The organism is Exiguobacterium sp. s140, from assembly GCF_018617035.1.
Taxonomy (GTDB): Bacteria; Bacillota; Bacilli; order Exiguobacteriales; family Exiguobacteriaceae; genus Exiguobacterium; species Exiguobacterium profundum.
Window position 1 is genome coordinate 26750 of sequence record NZ_JACSJK010000004.1, and the last position, 16764, is coordinate 43513.

Sequence of the window (16764 nt, forward strand, 5' to 3'; positions counted from 1 at the left end):
GAGACGGATGAGTGATGCGATTCAAGTCAATACACCACCGCATAGCGTGGAAGCGGAGCAAGCCGTCTTAGGGGCAATCATCCTCGATTCGGATCGGTTGATTACGGCCTCAGAGCGTGTCGACCCGGACGACTTTTATCGTGTCAGCCACCAACGCATCTTTGAAGCGATGCTAAAGATCAATGACCGAGGCGAGCTCGTCGACTTGGTCACGCTCAGTTCCGAGTTACAGGCGCAAGGGATTTTAGACGAAATCGGGGGTCTCAACTATTTGGCGGAGGTCGCGGAATCCGTTCCTGCCATCGGGAACATCGGCTATTACTTGAACGTCGTCGACCAAAAGGCGGCACTCCGTCGCCTGATTCGTACTGCGACGAACATCGTTTCAGATGGTTATGAGCGTCAAGATGAGGTAGATTCTGTCCTCTCGGACGCGGAGCGGAACATTCTAAAAGTATCGCAGCGAAAAGGGCAATCGAGCTTCCACCCGATTGGTTCTGTCTTATCCGATGCGTACTCGACGATTGAAAAGCTGCATCAGTCGAGCGGTGAAATCACCGGGATTGCGACCGGCTTCACGGATTTGGATAAGATGACGGCCGGTTTCCAACGAAACGATTTGATTATCGTGGCCGCCCGTCCATCTGTCGGGAAGACCGCGTTTGCCTTGAATATCTCGCAGAACGTCGCGGTCCGTACGGGTGAGAACGTCGCCATCTTCAGTTTGGAGATGGGTGCCGAGCAACTCGTCATGCGTATGTTGTGTGCGGAAGGGAACATCGATGCCCAGCGCCTCCGGACCGGTCGTCTTGAAGCGGAAGACTGGGGTCGTCTCTCCCTTGCGATGTCGTCGCTCTCCCAAGCGGGCATCTATATCGACGATACGCCGGGTCTTCGGGTCAACGAAATCCGGGCCAAATGTCGCCGATTGAAGCAGGAACACGGTCTCGGGATGATCATGATTGACTACTTACAGCTCATCGTCGGGAACGGGAAACCGGGCGAGAACCGCCAACAGGAAGTATCGGAAATCTCACGTACGCTCAAAGCGATTGCACGGGAACTTCAAGTACCGGTCATCGCCTTGTCTCAGCTCTCACGTGGCGTAGAGAGTCGTCAAGACAAGCGACCGATGATGTCGGATATCCGTGAATCCGGAGCAATCGAGCAGGATGCCGATATCGTCGCCTTCCTCTATCGTGATGACTATTACGATAAAGAGAGTGAGGACGCCAATACGATTGAAATCATCATTGCGAAACAACGTAACGGTCCGACCGGTACGGTCAAGCTCTCTTTCCGGAAAGAGTACAACAAGTTCGTCAATATGGAGACGCAAGCCTTCGCACCACCGATGTAACGTCGGTGGTGTCTTTTTTTATATAGGGTTTGATTAAAATAACGAACGAATAGTTACATCTTATATAAAACGTTCGGTATTCAATTGACTTTCTTGCTTTTCAAGTGTACACTTACGGATGGTTTGAACAGAACGTTGATTAATAAGGAGGATTCATTATGTCATCAGTAGTCGTAGTGGGAACGCAGTGGGGCGATGAAGGGAAAGGGAAGATCACCGATTTCTTATCGAAACAAGCCGAAGTCGTCGCGCGTTATCAAGGGGGAGACAACGCTGGTCACACGATCGTCTTCAATGATACGAAATATAAACTTCACCTCATTCCGTCTGGGATTTTCTATTCGGATAAGACGTGTGTCATCGGGAACGGGATGGTCGTCAACCCGAAATCACTCGTGACAGAACTCGCTTACTTACATGAACGTGGTGTGAGCACGGATAACCTTCGAATCTCGAACCGCGCGCATATCATCTTGCCGTACCACCAGCTCCAAGATCGTCTCGAAGAAGAGGCGAAAGGTGACGCGAAAGTCGGGACGACACTAAAAGGAATCGGCCCAGCATACATGGATAAGGCGGCACGTATCGGGATTCGCATCGCCGACCTTCTCGACAAAGAAGTGTTCGCGGAGAAGCTAAAGACCGTGCTTGAACTAAAAAACCGCATGTTCGTGAAAATGTATGAAGTCGATCCAATCGAGTTCGACGACATCTTTGAAGAATACTACGCGTATGGTCAACAGTTTGCGAAATACGTGTGCGATACATCGGTCGTATTGAACGATGCGCTCGACGAAGAGAAAAAAGTTCTCTTTGAAGGCGCACAAGGGGTCCTTCTCGATATCGACCATGGAACGTATCCGTTCGTCACATCGTCGAACGCAGCGTCAGGTGGTGTATCGAGCGGTGCTGGAATCGGACCATCGAAGATTCATCACGTGGTCGGTGTCTGTAAAGCATACACGTCACGCGTCGGTGACGGTCCGTTCCCGACACAACTCGATGACGAAATCGGTCACACGATCCGTGAAGTCGGGAAAGAATATGGAACGACAACAGGTCGTCCGCGTCGCGTCGGCTGGTTCGACTCGGTCGTCGTCCGTCACTCACGCCGTGTCAGCGGGATCACAGACCTTTGCCTCAACTCCATCGATGTATTGACTGGTCTTGAGACGCTCAAGATTTGTACCTCATATGAGTATGAAGGAAAGCATCTCGACGAGTATCCACCGAACTTCCGCGTCCTTGAGAAGTGTGTACCGGTATACGAAGAGCTTCCTGGCTGGACAGAAGACATCACAGGGGTTCGTCGCTTTGAAGACCTTCCGGAGAACGCACAGCGTTACGTGCGTCGCATCGAGGAATTGACAGGAATCGAGTTGTTGACTTTCTCGGTCGGACCGGCTCGTGAACAGACGGTCATCTTGCGTGATATTTACGAAGCATAAGAAAGGGAGCCATCGGGCTCTCTTTTTCTATTTCCACGGAAATGGACCACGCTTTCTAAGCGGTTTAAAAAGAGTTACAATGTAGGCATGTACGTTTAATGATAAGAGGAGGACTCACTGAATGGATCGTACGATTTTAGTGGTAGATGACGAACAACCAATCGCAGATATATTGAAGTTTAAACTTGAAAAAGAAGGTTACCAGGTGCATGTCGCCTATGACGGCGAAGAAGCGCTCGTCAAAGTAGAAGAGATTCAACCGGATCTCATCTTGCTCGACATCATGCTTCCGCTCAAAGACGGCATGGAAGTATGCCGTGAGGTGCGGAAGAAATACGATATGCCGATCATCATGTTGACGGCAAAAGATTCCGAGATCGACAAAGTACTCGGACTAGAGCTCGGCGCAGACGATTACGTCACAAAGCCGTTCAGCTCACGTGAATTGTTAGCCCGTGTCAAAGCGAACATGCGACGTCATGCGACAGCACCGGCGCCAGAAGCAAAAGGAGCCAACGCGAACGATATCGTGATCGGCGACTTGACGATTCATCCCGATTCGTACATGGTGACGAAACGGGATGAGAAGATCGAATTGACACATCGCGAGTTCGAATTGATTCATTACCTCGCCCAAAACATCGGGCAAGTGATGACGCGGGAGCACTTGCTCCAAACGGTATGGGGCTATGATTACTTCGGTGATGTGCGTACCGTGGACGTTACGGTGCGTCGTCTTCGCGAAAAAGTAGAGGACAACCCGTCGACTCCGACGTATATTATTACGCGTCGCGGCGTCGGGTATTATTTGAAGGCAGGAGAAGAAGATTAAACGATGAAACGGACGAACTTCTTTAAATCAATCCAGTGGAAGCTCGTCGTCATCTATGCGCTGCTCATTCTCGTTGCGATGCAAGTCATCGGCGTGTACTTTGTGCGTTCTTTGGAACGGCAATACATCAACAACTTCTCGCAGTCACTTGTCGACCGGGCGAACCTACTGAGCTATAACATCAGTGAGGGGACTGCCGCGAACGAGAGTGACTTGACCACGGACCAGCAGTTGAACCAGTTACTGGATCAGCTGCTGTCTGAATTTACAGAGAGCACGACGCTAGCTGACGACATTCGAGAAGTCCAAATCATCGACACGAACAGTGTCGTCCGGGCAACCTCGAACCAAAATAATCAAAGTCTCGTCGGACAACGGACCGCGAGCACGTTCATTCAAAAGTCATTCGCGACAGGCGGGGCGCAAGAGACGCTCGTCTATGAAGATTCAAATGATCGAATGCGCGTCGTTGCCGTTCCGATCAAGTCGGAAGTGGACGGTACGACGACCGGGATGATCTATATCGAGGCATCGATGAAGTCCATCTACAACCAGATGGAACAAGTGACACGTATCCTCGCAACAGGGACGTTGATCGCACTTATCATCACCTCGTTCCTCGGAATTCTCTTATCGCGCACCATCACGCGACCGATTGCCGATATGCGGAGGCAGGCCGTCGAGATGCGGAAAGGGAACTTCTCACGAAAAGTTAAAGTGTATTCGGATGACGAGGTCGGTCAACTCGCTTACGCATTCAATGAATTGACGGACGAGTTGATGGAGGCGAACGCGACGACGGAAGCCGAACGACGCCGCTTGACGAGTGTCCTTGAGAACATGTCCGACGGTGTGGTCGCGACCGACCGCTCGCTACGGGTCATCTTGATGAACGACCAGGCACGCGACATGATCGGAGTCGCTGAAGAAGAGGCGATGGGGACGAACTTACAAAGTCTCCTCGCATTCGAAGAGGAAATCGTCATTCCAGAAGACGGCACGATGCCGACAAAACTGATTGACCTCAGTACGGACGAAGAATTGTTCCTCGTTCGTGCCTATTTCTCACCGATTCAAAAACATAGCGGACCAATCACAGGTCTCATCGTCGTCCTGCATGACGTCACGGAACAAGAACAGGTCGAACAGGACCGCCGTGAATTCGTTGCGAACGTCAGTCATGAATTGCGGACGCCGCTCACGACGATGCGTAGTTACTTGGAGGTTCTTGCAGAAGGTGCTTATCAGGATGAGGAATTGGCGCCACGTTTCTTAGAAACGGCACAAAACGAGACGGAGCGGATGATTCGCCTCGTCAATGACTTGTTGCAGCTCTCGAAGATGGACAGTAAAGAATATAAGATGCAAAAAGTGAAGTTCGACTTCGTGCAGTTCTTTAACGACATCATCGACCGTCATGAGATGACGAAAGGGGATGCGATTCAATTCCGTCGCAAACTGATGAAGCGTCGCGTCTACGTGCATGCCGATCAAGATAAGATGACTCAAGTCATCGACAACATCATCACGAACGCCATCAAGTTCTCACCAGAAGGCGGGACGATTACGTTCCGGACGATGCTTCGGGCGAAACGCCTCGTCATCGGCATCAAGGATGAAGGGGTCGGGATTCCGAAGTCGAACTTAAAGAAAATTTTCGAACGTTTCTATCGTGTCGATAAGGCGCGGGCGCGTAACATCGGTGGTACAGGACTCGGTCTATCGATTGCCAAAGAAGTTGTATCTGCTCACGGTGGCGACATCTGGGCAGAGAGTGAATTTGGAAGAGGTACAACGATTTACTTCACGATCCCGTTCGATACGATTGTGGAGGTGAATGATTGATGAAACGGTTTACGATTGCAAAGCCGGAACTGTGGAAGTCGTTCATTTTGCTCACGTTAATCGTCACTTCGATTGTTCAAACCATCATCTTGTGGGACTACCATCCCACGTATCAGGCCGTCCAATCTGAAACGCAACTCACGACGGTGGACGAGTCATTGCAGCGTCGAGCGGACCAGGTCATCATTCCCGTTCAAGCGGTCGTGCATGACAACAATGCTGTGTTCGCCTCAAAGAATACACCGAAGCAACTGATGCGTGTCATTCGGGATTCGTTTGAAGCGAGTGAGTTCAAGCCGCTCGCTGTGAAAAACGTCCCGAGTTTCTATACGAATATCAACGAGGGACTGGAGTTGATCTTACCGGAGGCCTACTATGCGGACACGCTCAGCTATATGCTTCCGGGAACGTATAGTCTGTCTGGGAAGATTCCACAGCGAATCCTCATCTATATGGATGACAGTGCGTTCAACATCCGCGCCATCATGAGCGACCAGTCCATTTGGGAAGGGAAGTTGACGAAAGTCGGAAACGGCGATGTGAACAGTCTTTTCTTAAAAAACTCGAGTCGAACGATGAAGCGCGTGACGTATACGGATGAACGCGTGAATTATATCCCGGTCGTCGGACCTGAGATGAATGAGTTGTTCGCGTATGACGTGTCGTCGATTCAAATCGACACTCGTCTCGACTGGATGCGAGATACGTTCTTCCCAGGTGACCCGAACGTTCAAGAAGTCGACCCGGCAAGCTCGGTCGGGGCGTTGACGAACGGTGTCAGTGTGGCGGAATATGATGCGAAACTGAACGCCAGTCGCTATCGAAACCTGTCTCGGAATAGCACCGAGCGTGATACAGCAATCGGGTTAGATTCCATTGTGGAATTCGTGAACTTCCACGGGGGATGGGTCGATGAAGCGTCTGAGAATCAAGGGCTGTCCCTTCGATTCGATGCCATCACACCGGCCAATAAAGGATTTGAAACGACCGTGTTCCGTTTTCACGTGAAAGGGTATCCCGTCTTCAGTCAGCGTGAGGCGTTTATCAACAACGATGCCATCGACTTATCCACATTACGTGTGGAAAACGACGGGGCCCAGGTCCGGTCAATCACACGTAACCACTTGGAAATCGATCGCCTGATCACAGTCGGCACGACACAGTTGGCTGAGGCGGATGAGGTACTCGGTACGCTCATCAACTCCGGACGATTTGAGAACGTGACCGAGATTCGAATCGGTTATGAGATCGAATATAACGAGGACACAAGCCGCTATGTGACGTTTTCACCGAACTGGTTCGTGCGTGAGGCGGGCCGTTGGGTCCCATACAATCAAGGAGACGATTGGACAGAAAGGATGATGTATCGTGGATTGGAGTAAAGCGAAAACGATTTTAATCTTCGCCTTCCTCGCCTTGAACATCTATCTGTTGTTTCAATTGCTGACGGAAACATGGGCGACCGAAGTCGTGACGAATGACAACACCTCGATCACGCAGATTTTAGACCAGCGGAACGTCGATCCGGCAAAATTGCCACGGATGGGTCGAGATATCGGCTATTTGACGGGTTCATCTGAAGAGATGTCAGCTGCAATGATCACGAAAAATCGGGAGGCGCAGCTCGCGACGACGCTCGACAATATGCAACTCGAAGTCGAGTTGAAACAACCCGTCCCGCTCGATGCGAAGGATTTGCGGACGACCGCTTCGACGTTTGTGGCGGAATATGTTCCGTTTGGAAACGAGTACGCCTACTGGCGCTACGATGAAAAAACGAGACAGGTTGCTTTCGTACAAACATTCGAGGACAACAAGATTTTTTCAGCACCTGAAGTCGAGGGTGGCACGGAAATGTACATCGGTCCGTCCCTCATCCTCATTCAGTTGAACGAGTCGTTCGAAGTGACGGATTATAAACAGCGTCATTTAAAAGACCTCTCCTCAAAAACGCAAGATGACCTCGTGTTGACGGCTAGTGAAGCCATCTCACAACTCGCGTCTCGGAAGTACTTCCAACCGAACCAGGAGATGCGGGCCATCAATACCGGATTTTACAGTTTACCGCTCGACAGCTCTGGCAGTTTGATCATCATGCCACCGCTTTGGTCGATCGGAATTGATGATCAAGTCTACTTCGTCAATGCAATCGATGGAACAGTCGAGCACGTGGAGTTTGAAACGAAAGAATGAAAGGAGTGATTGCGTGACTTTACAGTATAGTGTGTTAGCGAGCGGGTCGACCGGAAACGCCCTCTATATCGAGACGGAACGGACGAAGCTGCTCGTCGATGCCGGATTGACTGGAAAAGCGATGCAACAGCGCATCGAAGCCATCGGTCGGTCATTTGACGGAATCGACGCACTGCTCGTCACCCATGAGCACTCCGACCATATTAAAGGTGTCGGGATATTAGCACGTAAGTATAATTTACCGATTTATGCGAATGCGAAGACATGGGCGGCGATGGAATCACTGATTGGAAAGATTGATCCTGCCTTGAAGTTTCAAATCGAAGTCGGAGATGTGAAACAGTTCGGGGATATTGAAATCGAGACGTTCAACGTGAGCCATGATGCGGCAGACCCGATGTTTTATCAGTTTGCCCATGACGGGAAACGATTGGCCCATATCACCGACACGGGTTATGTCTCGGACCGGATGAAAGGAATCATCCGTGGAGCGGACGACTTCATCTTTGAGTCGAACCATGACGTCTCGATGTTGCAGATGGGGCGTTATCCATGGAGTGTCAAACGACGAATCCTCGGCGACTATGGCCACGTCTCGAACGAGGATGCAGCCATCGCGATGAGTGAGGTCATCGGTGACCGCACGAAACGGATCTATTTGGCCCATTTAAGTAAAGACAACAACATGAAAGAGCTCGCACAGATGAGCGTCTCACAAACACTCGGCATGCGAGACGTCGACTTAGGTCGAATCAAATTGTGCGACACGGACCCGACAATCCCCACTTCACTCGTTTCTTTATAAGGAAACTTGGGAAAAGACAGGTATCACACTGTCTTGAAGGGGGGACGCGTCGTGAACGAAGAGAGACACCATGAGTATGAACCTCAAGACGTCGAACCTGAAGTACACGAAGCAACAGAAGAGAAATCGACGTATCCGTCTCGGAGCGAATGGCGACCGAAGCAAGAGGAGCACGTACGCCATAAGCCGAGACCAAATATAAAACCGTTGTTACTCGGAGGGGTTGGCGGATTCTTAGGAGCGGCTTTGTTTTTTGTCATCGTGATGCTCTGGGATTCGCCGACCTCTCGTTTTGTGACGAATGAACTGACGCGGACCGAACAGGCCGTCACCGTCACCGAATCGGACGTCACGACCGCTGTCCTTGGGGCGAAGCCGTCCGTCGTCAGCATCACCAATATCCAGCGTGCGTTCACCTCGGACTCGCAATGGGAGGCGGGTGCAGGATCCGGTGTCATCTATAAAGTAGAAGGAAACACGGCCTATATCGTCACGAACTTCCATGTCATCGAAGAAGCGGACGAGGTCAACATCGCCTTTTCCGATGGTCAAATCGCATCGGCAACCATTTTAGGCGAAGACCCGCTCAACGACTTGGCTGTCGCTGAGGTCGAGTTACCAAAAAACATCGATGTGGAGCCGATTGTCCTCGGGGACTCCACCGTTCTCCAAGCTGGCGAGACCGTCATGGCCATCGGAAATCCGCTCGGTGTCTTCTCAAACTCGGTCACCCGTGGTATCGTCAGTGGTGTCGAGCGGACGGTGCCGGTCGATACGAACAGCGACGGCTTAATGGATTATAACGCGGAAGTCATTCAGACGGATGCGGCCATCAACCCGGGGAATTCGGGTGGTGCCCTCATCAACATTCGTGGAGAGCTCGTCGGAATCAATTCGATGAAAATCGCCGAGGCGAGCGTAGAAGGGGTTGGATTCTCCATTCCCGTCAACGTGGCGCTACCGGTCATTGACATGTTAGAACGCGACGGCAAAGTGACGCGGGCACAGCTCGGTGTCACGATTCAGGAAGTCATCGCTGTACCCGGAAACGTCCGAGAAGAGTATGGAATCTCCTTCGACCAGGAAGACGGTGTCTTCGTCGAAGAAGTGACACCGGGTAGTCCGGCTGAAGAAGCGGGACTACGTGTTGGAGATGTCATTACGAAAATCGGAGACCGGGAGATCAAACGATACGTCGATTTACGCGATGCGTTGTATCGGGACGCGACGGTCGGTGATACAATCTCCATTGAGTATTTACGTCGCGGGGAAGCAAGCGAAACCGAGGCGACATTAACTGAAGCAACATAAAGAAGCGGCGACGCTTCTTTTTTAAGGAGGAAAAACTGTGGAAAAAAAAGTATGCAAGGAACATGTTGAAATCGCTTTAGACATCATTGTGGATGAAACAGGTGAATACCCACTGTTGGAGGAATTATCCACAAGTGAACACGTGACATGTGAGTTCTGTGAAGCTGACGCAACATATATTGTGTCAAGCAAAAACTAATTATCAACATGTGGATTTGTGGATAACTCTGTGGATAACCCTATGGATAACTCCAAAAAAACTGTGGAAAAAGGAAGAATTGGATGAATATTTCAATTATCACGGTCGGCAAACTGAAAGAAAAATATTTAAAACAAGGAATTGCCGAGTATACAAAGCGGCTCTCTGCCTACGCAAAAGTGCAGGAAATCGAGGTCTCAGACGAAAAAGCACCCGAGCATTTGAGTGAGGCAGATATGTTACTAGTAAAACAAAAGGAAGGCGAACGGATTTTGGCGAAGATATCCCCAGATACGCACGTCATCGCCTTGGCGATTCAAGGAAAGCAGCGGACGAGCGAAGAGTTCGCCCGTGAACTCGATCAACTCGCGACGTATGGAAAGAGTAAAATCGCCTTCGTCATCGGAGGATCGCTCGGTTTGTCGGACGATGTGATGAAGCGAGCGGATGATACGATTTCGTTCTCGAAGATGACGTTCCCCCACCAACTCATGAAGCTCGTGTTGTGTGAGCAGATTTATCGGGCATATCGGATTAATCGGAATGAACCGTACCACAAGTAAGCGCGGTTTTAAATAAATCATCAATGACAGTGGTTTTACTGTAGTTGGTGGTTTATTTTTGTTTGTAAGAGATTGAAGATTTGCAGGTGATTTAGAGGAGGGCGTAACATATTCTAAATAGATATTTAAGTTGAGGATTCCGAAAAAAGAAAAAACTAAGGCCGATTTTCTTTTTATAGAAAATCGGCCTTTACAAATCATTTATGGGTTTTTCATGAACCTTATTAGATGTTTAATATGTCTTTAAATGTAAGGTAATTACATTATACATCGGTGATAATTCAGCTTTTACTGAGGGTCCAGCAAAAGGTGGAGAAATCTTTAACGGTGCAAATAAATTTGTTCTAGGTGTTTATAATTAATTTTTTTAACCATTAAATATATTGATAAAGCAATCCGTCTCGTGTATCAAACCAAAGTAATTTCGCATGTTTTTTCTTTGGAATATTTACTTGTAACGCCCATTCTGGAAACTGTTTATATATTTGAATTTGGTCTCCTGTTGCAAGTGCAATAAATGATACATAATGATCCTTTGTCATAGGATGCTCGGCTGAAATCGAATATTGCATATCAATCTCTTCTATTTTTAATTTTTGTTCATCATTTGCTTTTGTTGCGACTAAAGCATCTAATTTTCTTCCACAACAAGAAACGACGAAATTTCCTGTTGCTAATCCTATATTTGAACAGTTTGGACATACATAATAACTTGAGTTTTTCATATTTCCTCCTACTACATCTACTGTTTTGATTTCACCAGTTAGTAAATTTTCTATTGGAATATCAAGGAGGGTTGCTAGATGAGGAAGAAGTGTAATATCGGGACATCCAATGCCTCTTTCCCATTTTGAAATGGTACGGTCCGATAAATATAACGCCTCAGCTAATTGCTTTTGCGTCATGTCCTTTTCCTTCCGTAATGTATAAATTAATTGACCAATTTTTTCATTATCCATTTTTTCTCCTCCTACTTCCTTATCATAAGAGCGATCGTGATTTGTGACAACAAACGGAGAGTAGAGTTTGGTGTTAGGTACCAGATACTCAAACAATTCACGGAGAGCCGTATCATTAGTAAGTACGATTTAATAAAGTATCAATTGCGGTAGTTTTCTTGTAGTTGATGGTTTGTTTTTTTTGGTATGTAAAAAATTTAAGATTTGCAGGTTATTTTGAGGGAGCCGTATCATAAATAACTTCAAAACCTGTGTTTCTTATATGAGATACAGGTTTTTTTCTTGCTTAAAAATAGAAATACAATTGTTGTTGTAAGAATCAGCCATTACAATATAGATAATTACCATCAAAAAATAATTTTTTTCATTATATTTAAAGGAGATTCGTTACATATGGAATCGAAAAAAGATACATTGACGAGAAAGCGGACTTCTACGTTTCAACGGTATTTATTACCGATTACGCTTGTCTCATCGCTTATCGTATCAGGTTCAGTAAGTTACGTAGTGAGCAAGTTAAATCAGTCTGAATCAGAAAAAGTCTTTGCAGATCAATCCTCTCAAATGAAAATTGAACAGATGCAACAAGATTCACTCGCCGTCATTGAAGAAGAAACCCCAAAAATTTTAGACGATTTGAAGGAGTACGAGAAAGATTTATCTGAGGTTGTCACTCAAATTGAGCTAGTAAATGAAAATCTATTTTCCGTTCGAAAGGTACTGGATCAAGTTGATTCAGCTACTCTTTTTTTGTCGAGTATAAACAGCGTGGTTAATCATCCGTTGTTAAGTAGGATTAGTGGCTATGTAAGTAATGCAAATAGTACTTTGACTGAACTGGACGCCGTTTTATTTCGATTAGAGCATCTTTCAAAAGTAAAAGCAGATATGAATGACACCCGTGAGCGCATTGAGAAAATATATAGTGAGTATCAAACGTCGCAAGATTCAGCTGTTTTAATTAAGATGGAAAAAGAACTGGATTCTGAATTAATTTATCAAATTGAAGATATTCGGAACTCAACTGTGGAGGCACATGATGCATTAGAAATCTCTTCAAAAGTTCTTTTACAAGTAAACAAAGCTGTCGCTACCTATCATTCTTTTCAATCATCAAGTGAAAAAGTAATCCAATCTCTGCAATTTTGGAAAGAGAAGAAACGAGTGACTAAGATTGATCAAAGCCAACATGAACAATTTATGAAAGAGCTTGATGAATCGTCTGAACGATTGAAAAATTTACCGGAGGATTTGGCTAAACGTTCTAATGAAACAATCTCTTCTATCAATTCGGCGAAGTCAGAACTTCAAATGATTCGTCTGACAGAAGCTATACAGGATTGAAAATTTTACCACAAGGAGACTACGATGAACGCTGCGATTCACCTCCTAACAAATCGACTAGATCCAAACTTTCTAAACACCTTCGAACGTTTTCAGGAAACGCATCGTATCTATGCCGTGGATTCAAATGGTGAGCTTTATCAAAAAGACGAGTACTATATTGATGAATGGGACGATGCGAAAAAGAAACAGGTCATCGAGATTCTCAACTACTACATCGATCGTGGCGGAGTTGTTGTTGCAATCCGAAATGGTGAAACGTTACTCGGCTTTGCCGGACTGAACGGACAACCGCTCGGAACGGATGGCCAGTATTTGAATTTGGGTTTCATTCATGTGAGTCGTCCTTGCCGAGGTCAGGGAATCGGAAAGCGATTATTTGAACGTGTCTGTCAGGCAGCAATCGAGCGGAGTGCGAAAAAACTATACATCGGGGCGAATCCGGCCGTTGATACGTATCATTTCTACAAAGCGATGGGATGTACGTTAGCCGAAGAAATCGTGCCAGAAGTCTACGAGGCAGAACCACTCGACTTACAACTCGAATATGTTTTATCATCTCCTGAGACTGCATCATAATGATGTGGTCTTTTTCATACAAAAAATCGCTCAACTTCAAGCTTTATCTCCTATGAAGAATTGAGGATTTCGAAAAATTGTGATAGAATCACAAGGCAAATGATTATCATTATCAGTTGGTAAGAATAGATGGAATCGAATAAGGTTGAGTGAATGTGAAAGGATGAATACAATGAGCACGCTTGAAGCATATAACATGGCATTTCGAAATGGATTGGAACTAGAGGACGATGTGGTCCTTGAAGAGATGAAGCTCGGGGAATCGACAGAGTGGGATTCGATTGGACATATGACCCTCATCGCCGAAATCGAGGACGCGTTTGACGTCTATATCGACTCGGATGAAATGACAGAGTTCCATTCGTATCAGTCTGGTATTGCGTTGTTACAACGCCTCGGTGTGGACATCCAATCATGACGCTTTTTCAAACACTCGAGCAGTACACGAATCGTGAGGCGGTCTATGCGGACCGCTCTTATTCATATAAAGAGATGTTGGAAGTCGGGGACTCGATTTGTCAGGAAGTCGGCGAACGGTCGCTCGTCTTTTGTTTATGTGCCAACCGAGTCGAGTCGCTTTTCGCATATATCGGCTTTCTCCGTGGACGGGTCGTCCCGGTCTTGCTCGATGCAGATATTCCAGTAGAACAATTACAGAAGTTGATGGAACGGTATCAACCGACTCACGTCTGGGCTCCGGAGACAAGGGAGGATTTGGCGAACTCGTTAGATGCATTCTATGGCTATGGTGGCTACGCCTTATTTGAAACCGAAACATTGGTTCGCCACCAGCTTCATGAGGAGCTTGCCCTTCTGTTGACGACATCAGGTAGTACCGGAAGTCCGAAACTTGTTCGCCTCACATACAAAAATCTGATGGCGAACGCTTCATCCATCATCGACTATCTCGACATCAATCAGACGGATAAACCAATCACGACACTTCCGATGAACTATTCGTATGGACTCTCCATCATCAACAGTCATCTGTTGAAAGGGGCGACCCTCATCCTGACAGACCGTTCGATCGTTCAAAAGGAGTTTTGGGAACTGTGTCGTGCCGAAAAGGCGACGACGTTTGGTGGGGTCCCGTTTCATTATGAGATGCTGAAACGATTGAAGTTTGAGACGTACGACCTCCCCAGTCTGAAGAAGTTGACACAAGCCGGTGGCAAGTTAGATCCGAAGCTTGCGCAGCACTTCGCAACGGTATGTGAAGAGAAAGGGATTCAATTTTTCATCATGTACGGTCAGACGGAGGCGACGGCCCGGATGTCGTATTTACCGGATCGGATGCATGCGAAAAAAGCAGGTAGCATCGGAATTGCCATCCCTGGTGGATCGCTCACGTTGCGTGACGAAGCCGGAAATGACATCAAAGAGGCGAACGTGACAGGCGAGTTGGTATATCAAGGCGACAACGTGTCGTTTGGGTATGCGACCTCGTTAGCGGACCTTTCAAAAGGTGATGACAATCACGGTGTTTTACGAACAGGTGACATGGCGTATCGAGACGAGGATGGATATTTCTTCATCGTCGGCCGAATCAAGCGCATGATCAAACTGTATGGCAGTCGAATCAGCCTAGACGAAGTGGAGGCGCTCCTTCGAGAGCATGGACATGATTGCGTCTGTGCCGGGGAAGACGACCAGCTATACGTGTATACGTTACAAAATGACGTCGCACGCATTCAAAAAATCATCAAAGAACAAATCAAGGTGAAAGGTGTTCGAGTGATGCAGATTGACGAGATTCCACGAAATGCGTTCGGGAAGATTCGTTATGCTGCATTGCCGAAGCGAGAACTTGTGACCACCTGATTGTGAGGAATCGGTACATCGTCAAGTTTCATAACATCAGGTGGTAAATATGACTTTTATTTCGATTGAATTTCTCTTATTTTTAACCCTCATCGTTGGAACGTATTATGTGGTTCCACATCGATACCGTTGGGTGCTCCTTTTGTTGGCGAGCTATGTCTTTTACGCCACGTTGAGCATTCAATTCATCCCGCTCCTGCTGATCAGTACGGCCTTCACGTACGTCATCGGGATTTTGATTGAGAAGCAAGAGAGGAAAGAACAGAAGAAACGGTTAATGTGGGTCGGTGTCTCGGTGCTCGTCTTCTTCCTCGGCTGGTTCAAATATTTTAATTTCGTCAATGATTCGCTCCGTTCATTTGCCACATGGAGCGGATTTGATTATGACGTCCCGTATAAAGAAATCGTCTTACCATTGGCCATCTCGTTCTATACGTTCCAGGCTATCAGTTACGTCGTGGACGTCTCGCGCGGGAAGCAAAAGGCGGAGCGTCATTATGGCTATTTCTCGGTCTATTTCGCCTTCTTCCCGCAACTTGTGGCAGGTCCGATCGAGCGGGCGAAAAAACTGTTGCCACAGTTGAAGACGGAGCAACATCTCGACTACGACAACATCAGCTACGGCATCCAGCGCATCATTTGGGGATTCTTCAAGAAGACATTGATTGCCGATCGGTTGGCCCCGATTGTTGCAAGTGTATTCAATAGTTCGGACCCGACCGGTTCAGAGATTGTGCTCGCGACGATGTTGTTCTCGATTCAATTGTTCGCGGACTTCTCGGCATGCAGTGACATCGCCATCGGCTGTGCACGCTTACTCGGGATTCGCTTATCGGAAAACTTCAAGCAGCCGCACTTCGCCGTATCAATCGCCGACTTCTGGAACCGCTGGCATATCACGCTTTCGATGTGGCTACGGGATTATATCTTCATGCCGCTCGCGAAAGGAAAGAAGAAGCGCGAGCAGATTTATGGTGCCATCCTTGCAACGTTTTTAGTAAGTGGCATTTGGCACGGAGCCGCATGGAACTTCGTCTTATGGGGACTCATTCATGGAATCTATCGCGTCTTCGGTGACCATACGAAACAGCAGCGTGAAAAAATGGCGTCATGGGTCGGATTTGACCGTGCGCCGACACTGCATCGGTGGTGGAAAATCGCCATCACGTTCCAGCTCGTCTGTTTCTCACGAGTCTTCTTCCAATCACATTCGATGGCAGAAGCGTTCTCGCACGCTAAACTATATGTGACACCGTCTTCGTGGGCACCGTCAGGCATGATGCAGGCGATTCAAATCTTCTCATTGCTCGATTTGATCATCTTCCTCGTCGTCTTTGTCGTCGTTCATCTGTTCCAACATATCGAGCGGACGAGAGGTTCGGCTTGGGATTGGATGGCACGTCAGTCTGCCGTGACGAGCGTGGCCATCAACTTGTTCTTGATTATCTCAGCGTTCTTATTTGGCGTGTCGAGCCAAGGATTTGTATACGGTGGGTTCTAAGATG

Annotated in this window: 16 protein-coding genes; 15 read left to right on the forward strand and 1 reads right to left on the reverse strand. The window is 47.6% G+C overall.

Annotated features, from left to right (window positions below; translation table 11 throughout):
* The first annotated feature begins 7 nt into the window (after positions 1-7).
* From dnaB to rlmH, 10 genes are all read left to right on the forward strand, one after another.
* Complete coding sequence (gene dnaB, locus KNO61_RS13180; protein WP_015880235.1) at positions 8-1360, forward strand: replicative DNA helicase; 1353 nt, start codon at positions 8-10, stop codon at positions 1358-1360.
* A 158-nt stretch (positions 1361-1518) separates the two neighbouring features.
* A complete protein-coding gene (locus KNO61_RS13185) occupies positions 1519-2808 on the forward strand; it encodes an adenylosuccinate synthase (RefSeq protein WP_214684914.1) in 1290 nt (429 codons plus the stop codon).
* Between the two features lie 121 nt (positions 2809-2929).
* Complete coding sequence (gene yycF / locus KNO61_RS13190; RefSeq protein WP_015880237.1) at positions 2930-3640, forward strand: response regulator YycF; 711 nt, start codon at positions 2930-2932, stop codon at positions 3638-3640.
* 3 nt (positions 3641-3643) lie between these two features.
* Positions 3644-5485 (forward strand): cell wall metabolism sensor histidine kinase WalK, encoded by a 1842-nt coding sequence (gene walK, locus KNO61_RS13195; RefSeq protein WP_214684916.1) that lies wholly within the window; start codon positions 3644-3646, stop codon positions 5483-5485.
* Positions 5485-6867 (forward strand): two-component system activity regulator YycH, encoded by a 1383-nt coding sequence (gene yycH / locus KNO61_RS13200; RefSeq protein ID WP_214684917.1) that lies wholly within the window; start codon positions 5485-5487, stop codon positions 6865-6867. The genes walK and yycH overlap by 1 nt, the downstream gene beginning before the upstream one ends.
* Positions 6854-7678, forward strand: a complete 825-nt coding sequence (locus KNO61_RS13205; RefSeq protein ID WP_078145965.1) for a two-component system regulatory protein YycI — start codon at positions 6854-6856, stop codon at positions 7676-7678. Before yycH ends, KNO61_RS13205 begins: the two co-directional genes overlap by 14 nt.
* A 13-nt stretch (positions 7679-7691) precedes the next feature.
* On the forward strand, positions 7692-8483 hold the full coding sequence (locus KNO61_RS13210; protein ID WP_015880241.1) for an MBL fold metallo-hydrolase: 792 nt from the start codon (positions 7692-7694) through the stop codon (positions 8481-8483).
* A gap of 51 nt (positions 8484-8534) precedes the next feature.
* Entirely contained in the window at positions 8535-9794 is a 1260-nt protein-coding gene (locus KNO61_RS13215) for a S1C family serine protease (RefSeq protein ID WP_078145966.1), read from the forward strand.
* Between the two features lie 37 nt (positions 9795-9831).
* Positions 9832-9993: a CxxH/CxxC protein gene (locus KNO61_RS13220; RefSeq protein WP_015880243.1), complete on the forward strand. Its 162-nt coding sequence runs from the start codon at positions 9832-9834 to the stop codon at positions 9991-9993.
* Positions 9994-10076: 83 nt separating this feature from the next.
* The gene (rlmH, locus tag KNO61_RS13225; protein WP_074034007.1) at positions 10077-10556 is read left to right on the forward strand and encodes a 23S rRNA (pseudouridine(1915)-N(3))-methyltransferase RlmH; all 480 of its coding nucleotides are present in this window, start codon (positions 10077-10079) and stop codon (positions 10554-10556) included.
* A gap of 374 nt (positions 10557-10930) precedes the next feature.
* On the opposite strand, the gene KNO61_RS13230 is transcribed toward rlmH, so the two are convergent.
* The gene (locus KNO61_RS13230; protein ID WP_214684918.1) at positions 10931-11515 is read right to left on the reverse strand and encodes a helix-turn-helix domain-containing protein; all 585 of its coding nucleotides are present in this window, start codon (positions 11513-11515) and stop codon (positions 10931-10933) included.
* Positions 11516-11908: 393 nt separating this feature from the next.
* Here KNO61_RS13230 and KNO61_RS13235 point away from each other — a divergent pair, with 393 nt between their 5' ends.
* The 5 genes from KNO61_RS13235 to KNO61_RS13255 all read left to right on the forward strand — a co-directional run bounded on the left by KNO61_RS13235 (position 11909) and on the right by KNO61_RS13255 (position 16760).
* Complete coding sequence (locus tag KNO61_RS13235; protein ID WP_214684919.1) at positions 11909-12859, forward strand: hypothetical protein; 951 nt, start codon at positions 11909-11911, stop codon at positions 12857-12859.
* A gap of 24 nt (positions 12860-12883) precedes the next feature.
* On the forward strand, positions 12884-13438 hold the full coding sequence (locus KNO61_RS13240; protein ID WP_214684920.1) for a GNAT family N-acetyltransferase: 555 nt from the start codon (positions 12884-12886) through the stop codon (positions 13436-13438).
* 172 nt (positions 13439-13610) lie between these two features.
* Entirely contained in the window at positions 13611-13856 is a 246-nt protein-coding gene (locus KNO61_RS13245; protein ID WP_015880247.1) for an acyl carrier protein, read from the forward strand.
* Positions 13853-15259 (forward strand): AMP-binding protein, encoded by a 1407-nt coding sequence (locus KNO61_RS13250; RefSeq protein WP_214873553.1) that lies wholly within the window; start codon positions 13853-13855, stop codon positions 15257-15259. The genes KNO61_RS13245 and KNO61_RS13250 overlap by 4 nt, the downstream gene beginning before the upstream one ends.
* A gap of 49 nt (positions 15260-15308) precedes the next feature.
* Positions 15309-16760, forward strand: coding sequence for an MBOAT family O-acyltransferase (locus tag KNO61_RS13255; RefSeq protein WP_214873555.1), 1452 nt, complete (start codon positions 15309-15311; stop codon positions 16758-16760).
* Positions 16761-16764: the final 4 nt, after the last annotated feature.

Bases quoted from the DNA above. Each gene is read 5' to 3' on its own strand.
- dnaB (WP_015880235.1), top strand. From the start codon at position 8: ATGAGTGATGCGATTCAAGTCAATACACCACCGCATAGCGTGGAAGCG.
- KNO61_RS13185 (WP_214684914.1), top strand. From the start codon at position 1,519: ATGTCATCAGTAGTCGTAGTGGGAACGCAGTGGGGCGATGAAGGGAAA.
- yycF (WP_015880237.1), top strand. From the start codon at position 2,930: ATGGATCGTACGATTTTAGTGGTAGATGACGAACAACCAATCGCAGAT.
- walK (WP_214684916.1), top strand. From the start codon at position 3,644: ATGAAACGGACGAACTTCTTTAAATCAATCCAGTGGAAGCTCGTCGTC.
- yycH (WP_214684917.1), top strand. From the start codon at position 5,485: ATGAAACGGTTTACGATTGCAAAGCCGGAACTGTGGAAGTCGTTCATT.
- rlmH (WP_074034007.1), top strand. From the start codon at position 10,077: ATGAATATTTCAATTATCACGGTCGGCAAACTGAAAGAAAAATATTTA.
- KNO61_RS13230 (WP_214684918.1), bottom strand. From the start codon at position 11,515: ATGGATAATGAAAAAATTGGTCAATTAATTTATACATTACGGAAGGAA.
- KNO61_RS13235 (WP_214684919.1), top strand. From the start codon at position 11,909: ATGGAATCGAAAAAAGATACATTGACGAGAAAGCGGACTTCTACGTTT.
- KNO61_RS13240 (WP_214684920.1), top strand. From the start codon at position 12,884: ATGAACGCTGCGATTCACCTCCTAACAAATCGACTAGATCCAAACTTT.
- KNO61_RS13245 (WP_015880247.1), top strand. From the start codon at position 13,611: ATGAGCACGCTTGAAGCATATAACATGGCATTTCGAAATGGATTGGAA.
- KNO61_RS13250 (WP_214873553.1), top strand. From the start codon at position 13,853: ATGACGCTTTTTCAAACACTCGAGCAGTACACGAATCGTGAGGCGGTC.
- KNO61_RS13255 (WP_214873555.1), top strand. From the start codon at position 15,309: ATGACTTTTATTTCGATTGAATTTCTCTTATTTTTAACCCTCATCGTT.